Consider the following 7,648-nt stretch of genomic DNA (forward strand, 5'->3'; position numbering starts at 1 on the left):
ACGTGTCACGACAACGGTCCCTCCCCAAGAACTCCGGTGCAGCTTAAACCGAACTCCTGGGAAAGTGAGCAGCTTTCAGGTGGCAAGAATCTCCTTCCCACCAGCGAAATCGCGCACCGCGCACGGCTCCTCACGATCGGCCGACGAACAATCGTTTGACTCTCGCAGGTAGCGTTCGCGCGACCACAGGGCGGGTCCGGAGGCGATGGCCGGAGCCGCCGGGCGTTGGAAGGGTCGGGCTACCGACTTGGAAGGAGTCACCCCGGATGAAGCGCCTGCTCGCCACCACTCTCGCACTCGCAGCAACCATCACCCCCGCGACCGCAACTTCCCGGTCATCGAGGACGCGCAGCAGTACTACGAACGCCGCTTCACGATCCACGCCGAGGACGAGGTCGTCCGCGCCGGGCTCAGCCACCGGCCGGACTTCCAGCCGGGGCAGGGCTGGAGCTACTCGAACACGGGCTACGACCTGGTCGGCCTGCTGATCAAGGCGGTCACCGGACGGACCTGGTACGACGAGGTGGACCGCAGGATCGTCCGCCCGCTCCGGCTCGCGAACACGTACTTCCCGGGCACCGACCCGCGGATCGCCCCGCCGTACGCGCACGGGTACACGCGCTTCACCGCCGGCACCTACACCGACACCACCGAGCTGATCGACGCGGATGCCTCCGGCGGCTACATCTCCACGCTGAAGGACCTGGACACGATCATCCGCTCGGTGTTCGACGGCCGGCTGCTGTGGCCGGCGGAGCGGCGGGAGCTGATGCGCACGGTCAAGACCGACGGCAGTACGGACGCGTTCTGGCCGAACGCGCGGTACGGTCTGGGCGTTTTCTCCCGGGACCTCCCGTGCGTCGGGACGGTGTGGATCCCGAGCGGTGACCAGATCGGCTACCGGACCCGTACGGGCGTCAGCGCCGACGGCCGGCGCAGTGTCGTCGTGTCGATGTCGACGCAGCTGAACGACTCGCTGCCGGACGCGATGGCCCAGGAGAAGGCCGCGAAGCAGCTCATCGACGACGCGTTCTGCCAGGGTTCTTGACCTAGACAGCGCTCTAGTTGTTTGGCTGGCGATATGCGACAGCTGACGATGGGAAGCGACCCCGCGCGACAGCGCCGGGTCAGCACGATCGCCCTCGGGGCGATGCTGATGGGAACGGTGACCGACGAGGCGACCTCGTTCGCGATCCTCGACCGGTACGTCGAGGCGGGCGGGACGTTCGTCGACACCGCCAACAACTACGCGTTCTGGATCAACGGCACGCAGGGCGGCGAGAGCGAGCAGCTGCTCGGGCGGTGGCTGAAGAGCCGCGGCGTCGGGGACGAGCTGACGATCGCGACGAAGGTCGGCGGGCGGCCGCCGCGGCCGGCCAAACAGCTCAGCGAGGACCTGGAAGGGCTCTCGGCGCCAGTGGTCAAGGAGTCGCTGGCCCGCAGCCTCGACAACCTCGGCCGCGACCACGTCGACGTGTACTACGCCCACATCGACGACCTCGCCGTACCGATCGAGCAGCAGGTCGAGACGTTCGGGTCGCTGGTACGGGAGGGGACGGTCGGACTGGTCGGGCTGAGCAACTATTGGACCTGGCGGCTCGAGCGTTACCGTGCGCTGCCCGCCGAGGCAGGTCTACCGGGGCACGACGTGCTGCAGTACCACCACACGTACTTCCGGGCCCGTACTGACCAGGGTGGTCTCCGTTCGAAGGACGGGAGCATCGGCGTCGCCGACGGCAACCTGCTGAGCTACCTGCGCGCTGAGCCCGGCCCCACGCTCGTGGCGTACACACCGCTGCTCAGCGGCGGCTACGTACGAGCTGACAGGCCCTTGGACAAGTCTTACGACCACGCCGGTACGAGAGCTCGTAAGAACGCGCTGGACGACGTCGTGAAGGAAACAGGCGCAACGGCGAACCAGGTGGTGCTGTCCTGGCTGACAGGTGGTGAGATCCCGACCGTCGCACTCGTAGGCGCGTCTTCAGTGGCCCAGATCGAAGAGAGCCTTGCTGCTGCCGACCTGGAGCTCACACCGGACCAACGCCGACGCCTGGACGCCGCCGGCAACAACTAGGTCCCCGACGGGATCCCGTCGTAGCGGACTGTCGGGCGGGTGTCGAGGGCGTCGTCCAGCCAGGCGTCCACGTCGACGTCCGCGGCCAGGATGTGGTTGACGTACGCCGTGCGCTCGTGGCTGAGCACCTCCTGCTCCCAGACGCACGGCGCGGCACCGATCGGCGCCGGGCGCAGGTCGTCGACGTCCATGCCGCTGAAGATGCTCAACCGGGCCTGGAAGTCCCGCGCCCAGCTCTGCACCACCAGGTAGACACCGTCGTCGCCCAGATGCAGTACGACGACGCCGAGCCCGACGGCGCCCATGGCGTCGTCGAACTCGAGCTGCCGGGTCGCCGTACCCCGGGCCGTCTCGACCATCTGGTCGTCCCACTGCCGTCCGCGGGCCGTGACGACGTACGGCTTCACCAGGCGGTTGGCGTAGCGCCAAGGCATCAGGGGAGTGACTGGGCGGGGTCGGTACGCCTCTGCGAGTCCGGTCAGCGCAACAGCTGCCGCACCAGCCAAGGCGGGGTCAGAGGCGGGCACCGGTCCAGTCTTACCGCACGACGAGGTTCAAAGCGACGTCCAAGAAAACAACAGGGCCGGTCTCGTGATGAGACCGGCCCTGTCAGAAGCCTCAGCTGGCGGTGTCGGTTGCCTGCGCGGCGATAGCGCGCGTGAGGTCGGCCTGAGCCTCGGTGACATACCGGAGCGTGGGAGCGTCCACTGACGACGACTCCGCGGCCAGCCAGCCGGTGAGCGCGTCGAGCGCGCCCTGGTCGGCCAGGTGCCGCGGCGAGAGGTAGACCAGCACGTTCTCGCCCATGGACGAGCCAAGCCGCGTGTAGACGTCCTTGGCCGCGCTCAGGTACTTCTCGACGTACGGCCGCAGCAGGTCCTCCTGGCCGGGCTGCTGGAAGCCCAGGATGGTCCGGAACTGCGTCTCGTTCGGCGTGTCCTCGGACTCCACCGCGACCCGCCAGGCCTCTTCCTTCGCCTCGGCGGTCGGCCGGGCGGCACGGGCCTGGGCGGCCCGCTCCTGACCGGTGATCGTGGTGTCGCGGGTCAGCTCGTCGTCGATCTCGGCGGCACCGATCCGGCCGAGCCGGGCCAGCGCCACGATCAGCGTCCAGCGCAGGTCGGTGTCGACGGCCAGACCCTCCGGCAGCTCGCGGCCGTCGAGCCACCCGGCGATCCGGTCGGCGCCGGCGTCCGAGAACACCGCCGAGCTGTAGGCCCGGACGAACGCCAGCTGGTGGTCGCTGCCCGGCTCGGCCTCGGCGACCAGACCGGCCAGCGCTTCCTCGAGCTGGGCGCGCAGGGCGGCCCGGTTCTGCGGGGCGGCGTACTGGTTGACGGCCGTGTTGGCCTGCGCGAGCAGGGAACGGACGCCGGTCAGGTCGGTCTCGGCCCGGATCCCGCGCAGCACGATGCCGACGTACTGGCTGGCCGGCATCTCCGCGTCCCGGGTCATGTCCCAGGCCGAACCCCAGGCGAGTGCCCTGGGCAACGATTCGGTGAGCTGGTCGATCGACTCCACCAGCGTCGCCCGGGAGCGCTCGTCGAGCCGGATCTTCGCGTAGGTGAGGTCGTCGTCGTTCAGCAGCACCAGGTCCGGCTGGGTCGCGCCGGTCAGCTCCGGGAGCTCGGTGCGCGGGCCGTCGATGTCCACCTCGAACCGCTCGGTCCGGACCAGGCCGTCAGCGGTCCGCCGGTACAGGCCGACCGCGAGCCGGTGCGGCCGCAGTACCGGGAACTTCTCGGCCGCGGTCTGCTCGATCGCGAACGAGGTGAAGGCCCCGGAGGAGTCGACGGAGAAGTCGGCGCGCAGCGTGTTCACCCCGGCGGTCCGCAGCCAGCGCTCGGTCCAGTCGTCGAGGTCCCGGCCGGACGCCTTCTCCAGCGGCTTCAGCAGGTCGGTCAGCTCGGTGTTGCCGAACGCGTGGTCCTTGAAGTACTCCTTCAGCGCGGTGACGAAGGTCTCCTCGCCGACGAACGCGACCAGCTGCCGCAGCGTCGACGCGCCCTTGGCGTAGGTGATGCCGTCGAAGTTCACCTCGACCGCGTGGAAGTCGATCATGTCGGCCGCGATCGGGTGCGTCGACGGCAGCTGGTCCTGCCGGTACGCCCAGTTCTTCCGGGCGTTGCAGAACGTCGTCCAGGCGTCGGAGTACTTCGTCGTCGCGACCACCTGCGCCCAGTGGCTGGCCCACTCGGCGAACGACTCGTTCAGCCACAGGTCGTCCCACCAGGTCATCGTGACCAGGTCGCCGAACCACATGTGCGCGAGCTCGTGCAGCACCGTGTTGGCGCGAGCTTCCATCTCCGCGTGCGTCGTCCGGCTGCGGAACAGGTACTCGTCCCGGAGCGTCACGCAGCCCGCGTTCTCCATCGCGCCCATGTTGTACTCCGGCACGAAGGCCTGGTCGTACTTGTGGAACGGGTACGGCGTACCGAACGCTTCCTCGAACAGCGCGAAGCCCTGCTTGGTGACCTCGAACAGGTCGTCGACGTCCAGCGCGCCCTTCAGCGACGGACGGCACAGCAGCGACAGCGGGTACGTCCCGTGCGGGCCTTCGTACACGTCCGTGACCACGTGGTACGGACCCGCGACGACCGCGGTGATGTACGTCGAGATCCGCTCGGTCGGCGGGAACTCCCAGCGCGCCAGCTCCTCGCCGTTCGCGCCCTGGTACGGCGTGGGCTCGGGGGCCGGGGCGTTCGAGATCACGACCCAGCGGGCCGGTGCGGAAACCGTAAAGGTGAATGGGGCCTTCAGGTCGGGCTGCTCGAAGGTCGCGAACACCCGGCGGGCGTCCGGCACCTCGAACTGGGTGTAGAGGTAGGTCTCCTTGTCGGCCGGGTCGACCGAACGGTGCAGCCCTTCACCGGTCCGCGAGTACAGGCAGTCGGCCACCACGCGGAGCTCGTTGCGCTCGGCCAGCCCGTCCAGCTGGATCCGGGCGCCGTCGTAGACCGCGTCCGGGTCCAGGGCGACGCCGTTCAGCGTCAGCTCCCGGACCTGGTCGGCGATCAGGTCGGCGAAGGTGCTCGCGCCGGCCTCGGCGGCGAACGTGACGGTGGTCACCGAGCCGAAGGTCGGGGCACCGGTCGGGGCGTCGGCCAGATCGAGCTCGATCGAGTAACTCACGTCGCTGACCACAGCCGCACGGGAACGCGCCTCGTCGCGCGTCAGGTTGGTTCCAGGCATGTCCGCATCCTATGCACCTGGTTCTCGGCTTCGCCGAGGGTTTCCCCTCGACAGTGGGTATTGGATACCAAGACGGTATCTCGATTGTTTCAACTTTGTATGATGGTGAATATGACAGCCTCCGCTGATTTCTGGTTCGACCCGGCCTGCCCCTGGGCCTGGATGACGTCTCGCTGGATGCTCGAGGTCGAGCGGGTCCGGGACGTGAAGACGACGTGGCACGTGATGAGCCTCGCCGTCCTGAACGACGGTCGCGACGAGCTTCCCGAGCAGTACAAGAGCTTCCTGACCAACGCGTGGGGCCCGGTGCGGGTGCTGATCGCGGCCGAGGAGGCACACGGCAACGACGTACTGCTGCCGCTCTACACGGCGCTCGGCAAGCGGATCCACATCGAGGGGCGCGGCATCGTCGACGGTGTCGACGAGCTGATCAAGGAGGCGCTGGCCGAGGTCGGGCTGCCCGAGTCGCTGGCCGAGGCGGCGCGCACCGACAAGTACGACGACGCGCTGAAGAAGTCGCACCACGCCGGCATGGACCAGGTCGGCATGGAGGTCGGTACGCCGGTGATCTCGGTCGAGGGCACCGCGTTCTTCGGGCCCGTCGTGACGCCGGCGCCGAAGGGCGAGGCGGCCGGCAAGCTCTGGGACGGCGTCCGGCTGGTGGCCGGCACCGAGGGCTTCTTCGAGATCAAGCGCACCCGGGACCGCGGCCCGATCTTCGATTGAGAATTGAGGGCTTGTCTTCCGGGCCTCCGGACGGTGAAAGTTGCTCACTCAGGAATCAGTCCAGTGGTGAGTAGGTTTTGATGACCTTGCGTGACGAGCTGCCCGCAGCCGGTGATTTTTCGGTCCCCGAAGGCCTGATCGCCGGAATTTCCGTCTACGACCGCCAGGCCGGGCAGTTCGTCCAGCAGCAGAACGCCGAGTTCCGGTTCCGCTCGGCGTCGGTGGTGAAGCTGCTGATCGCGCTCGACTTCTTCTGGGACCGCGGCCCCGAGTACGCCGTACCGGAGGAGGACCGGTCGCGGCTCGAGGTGATGCTGAGGAGCAGCGACGACGACGCGGCCAGCTACTACTGGGACCAGCGCGACGGTGCCGCGCTGGTGGAGCGCATGGTCGGGCGGCTCGGCCTGACACACACAGCAGGGCCGCCTGCGACCCACCCGGGCTTCTGGGGGTACGTCGCGATCACGGCCGACGACACGGTGCGCATCTACCGGTACTTGCTGGAAGAGGCGCCGCAGCCGGTCCGCGAGTTCGTGATGGGCCAGCTGCACCAGGCGACGCGTAACGGCACCGACGGGTTCGACCAGTACTTCGGGATCGCGTCGGTGTTCGCGCCTGGCTTCAGCATCAAGCAGGGCTGGTCCGGCTTCGCCGGCTCCAGCGGGTATCAGTCAGAGCAGTCGAAGCCTGAGTCCGCAGTGGACCTCGTACGCGAGGCACTGCACACCACAGGGACCGTCGGCGCGGACGACCGCACCATCGTGGCCGTCTACACGCTGCACCCGTGCGGAACGCCGTACGAGCAGGCCTCTGCGGCCGTGACGCAGCTGACCGCCGCCCTGACTGTGCCGGGCGGCGTACGCGCACCGGTGAGCTGACAAGTAGATTGCTCGCCATGCGAGTGCATATCGGTTGTGACCACGCCGGCTTCGAACTGAAGAACCACCTGGTGCAGCACCTGACCGCTGCTGGGCACGACGTCGTGGACCACGGTCCGGCGGCGTACGACGCCGTCGACGACTACCCGCCGTACTGCCTGCGGACCGGGCAGGCCGTGGTCGGCGACCCGGGCAGCCTGGGCATCGTGATCGGTGGCTCGGGCAACGGCGAGCAGATCGCTGCCAACAAGGTGAAGGGGGTCCGGGCGGTACTCGCCTGGAGCACCGACACCGCACGGCTCGGCCGCGAGCACAACAACGCCAACGTGATCAGCGTCGGCGCCCGGATGCACAGCGAGGAGGAGGCCACCGGGTTCGTCGACACGTTCCTGGCGACCGCCTACTCCGGCGAGGAACGGCACACCCGCCGGATCGAGATGCTGGACGCCTACGAGTCGACCGGCGATCTCCCACCACTGTCCTGATCGTCGCGGTCGGCGTCCGGCAACACCGCCCGCCGCCGCACCGGCTGCCGAGGCTTGGACACATCCCTCGCCCGCATACTCCGCCCAGTACCCACCACGGCCGGACTGGCCGGCGAGGCCTTACCGCCCTTGGAATTACCTGTCGTCCCCATATGAGGAATCATGCCTGAAGGTCATACGCTGCATCGGTTGGCGAACGATGTCTGGGATGCGTTCGGTGGTCGTGTGGTCCGGGCGTCGAGCCCGCAGGGGCGGTTCGCCGAGGGGGCCGCGTTGCTCGACGGGCACGTGTT

7 protein-coding genes and 1 pseudogene are annotated in these 7,648 nt (G+C 68.4%); 6 read left to right on the top strand and 2 right to left on the bottom strand.

All coding sequences use genetic code 11. The features are described from left to right. Nucleotides 1–247 precede the first annotated feature (247 nt). Both VFF46_RS40065 and VFF46_RS40070 read left to right on the top strand, forming a co-directional pair. Nucleotides 248–1,048, top strand: coding sequence for a serine hydrolase domain-containing protein (locus VFF46_RS40065; RefSeq protein WP_325042508.1), 801 nt, complete (start codon nt 248–250; stop codon nt 1,046–1,048). 33 nt (nt 1,049–1,081) lie between these two features. Next, nucleotides 1,082–2,074: an aldo/keto reductase gene (locus VFF46_RS40070; RefSeq protein WP_325042509.1), complete on the top strand. Its 993-nt coding sequence runs from the start codon at nt 1,082–1,084 to the stop codon at nt 2,072–2,074. Here the strand turns inward: VFF46_RS40070 and VFF46_RS40075 are convergent. Together VFF46_RS40075 and pepN are read right to left on the bottom strand one after the other, a co-directional pair. Continuing rightward, nucleotides 2,071–2,508, bottom strand: a complete 438-nt coding sequence (locus VFF46_RS40075) for a hypothetical protein (RefSeq protein ID WP_325042510.1) — start codon at nt 2,506–2,508, stop codon at nt 2,071–2,073. The genes VFF46_RS40070 and VFF46_RS40075 overlap by 4 nt on opposite strands. A 184-nt stretch (nt 2,509–2,692) precedes the next feature. Further along, nucleotides 2,693–5,266 carry an aminopeptidase N gene (gene pepN, locus VFF46_RS40080; RefSeq protein WP_325042511.1) on the bottom strand — a complete coding sequence of 858 codons (2,574 nt, stop codon included), beginning with the start codon at nt 5,264–5,266 and terminating at the stop codon, nt 2,693–2,695. A gap of 111 nt (nt 5,267–5,377) precedes the next feature. On the opposite strand from pepN, the gene VFF46_RS40085 reads away from it, so the two are divergent. The 4 genes and pseudogenes from VFF46_RS40085 to VFF46_RS40100 all read left to right on the top strand — a co-directional run. Further along, nucleotides 5,378–5,992, top strand: a complete 615-nt coding sequence (locus VFF46_RS40085; protein ID WP_325042512.1) for a DsbA family protein — start codon at nt 5,378–5,380, stop codon at nt 5,990–5,992. 80 nt (nt 5,993–6,072) lie between these two features. Beyond that, nucleotides 6,073–6,870 carry a hypothetical protein gene (locus tag VFF46_RS40090; RefSeq protein ID WP_325042513.1) on the top strand — a complete coding sequence of 266 codons (798 nt, stop codon included), beginning with the start codon at nt 6,073–6,075 and terminating at the stop codon, nt 6,868–6,870. A gap of 17 nt (nt 6,871–6,887) precedes the next feature. After that, entirely contained in the window at nt 6,888–7,355 is a 468-nt protein-coding gene (locus VFF46_RS40095) for a ribose-5-phosphate isomerase (RefSeq protein ID WP_325042514.1), read from the top strand. Nucleotides 7,356–7,517: 162 nt separating this feature from the next. Continuing rightward, a pseudogene (locus VFF46_RS40100) lies at nt 7,518–7,648 on the top strand (Fpg/Nei family DNA glycosylase); the annotation flags it as partial.

Origin of the sequence: Kribbella sp. (assembly GCF_035655035.1) — a bacterium.
GTDB lineage: Bacteria > Actinomycetota > Actinomycetes > Propionibacteriales > Kribbellaceae > Kribbella.

Coding starts and splice junctions, on each gene's coding strand:
- pepN (WP_325042511.1), bottom strand. CDS start 5,266: ATGCCTGGAACCAACCTGACGCGCGACGAGGCGCGTTCCCGTGCGGCT.
- VFF46_RS40070 (WP_325042509.1), top strand. CDS start 1,082: ATGCGACAGCTGACGATGGGAAGCGACCCCGCGCGACAGCGCCGGGTC.
- VFF46_RS40095 (WP_325042514.1), top strand. CDS start 6,888: ATGCGAGTGCATATCGGTTGTGACCACGCCGGCTTCGAACTGAAGAAC.
- VFF46_RS40090 (WP_325042513.1), top strand. CDS start 6,073: ATGACCTTGCGTGACGAGCTGCCCGCAGCCGGTGATTTTTCGGTCCCC.
- VFF46_RS40085 (WP_325042512.1), top strand. CDS start 5,378: ATGACAGCCTCCGCTGATTTCTGGTTCGACCCGGCCTGCCCCTGGGCC.
- VFF46_RS40075 (WP_325042510.1), bottom strand. CDS start 2,508: ATGCCTTGGCGCTACGCCAACCGCCTGGTGAAGCCGTACGTCGTCACG.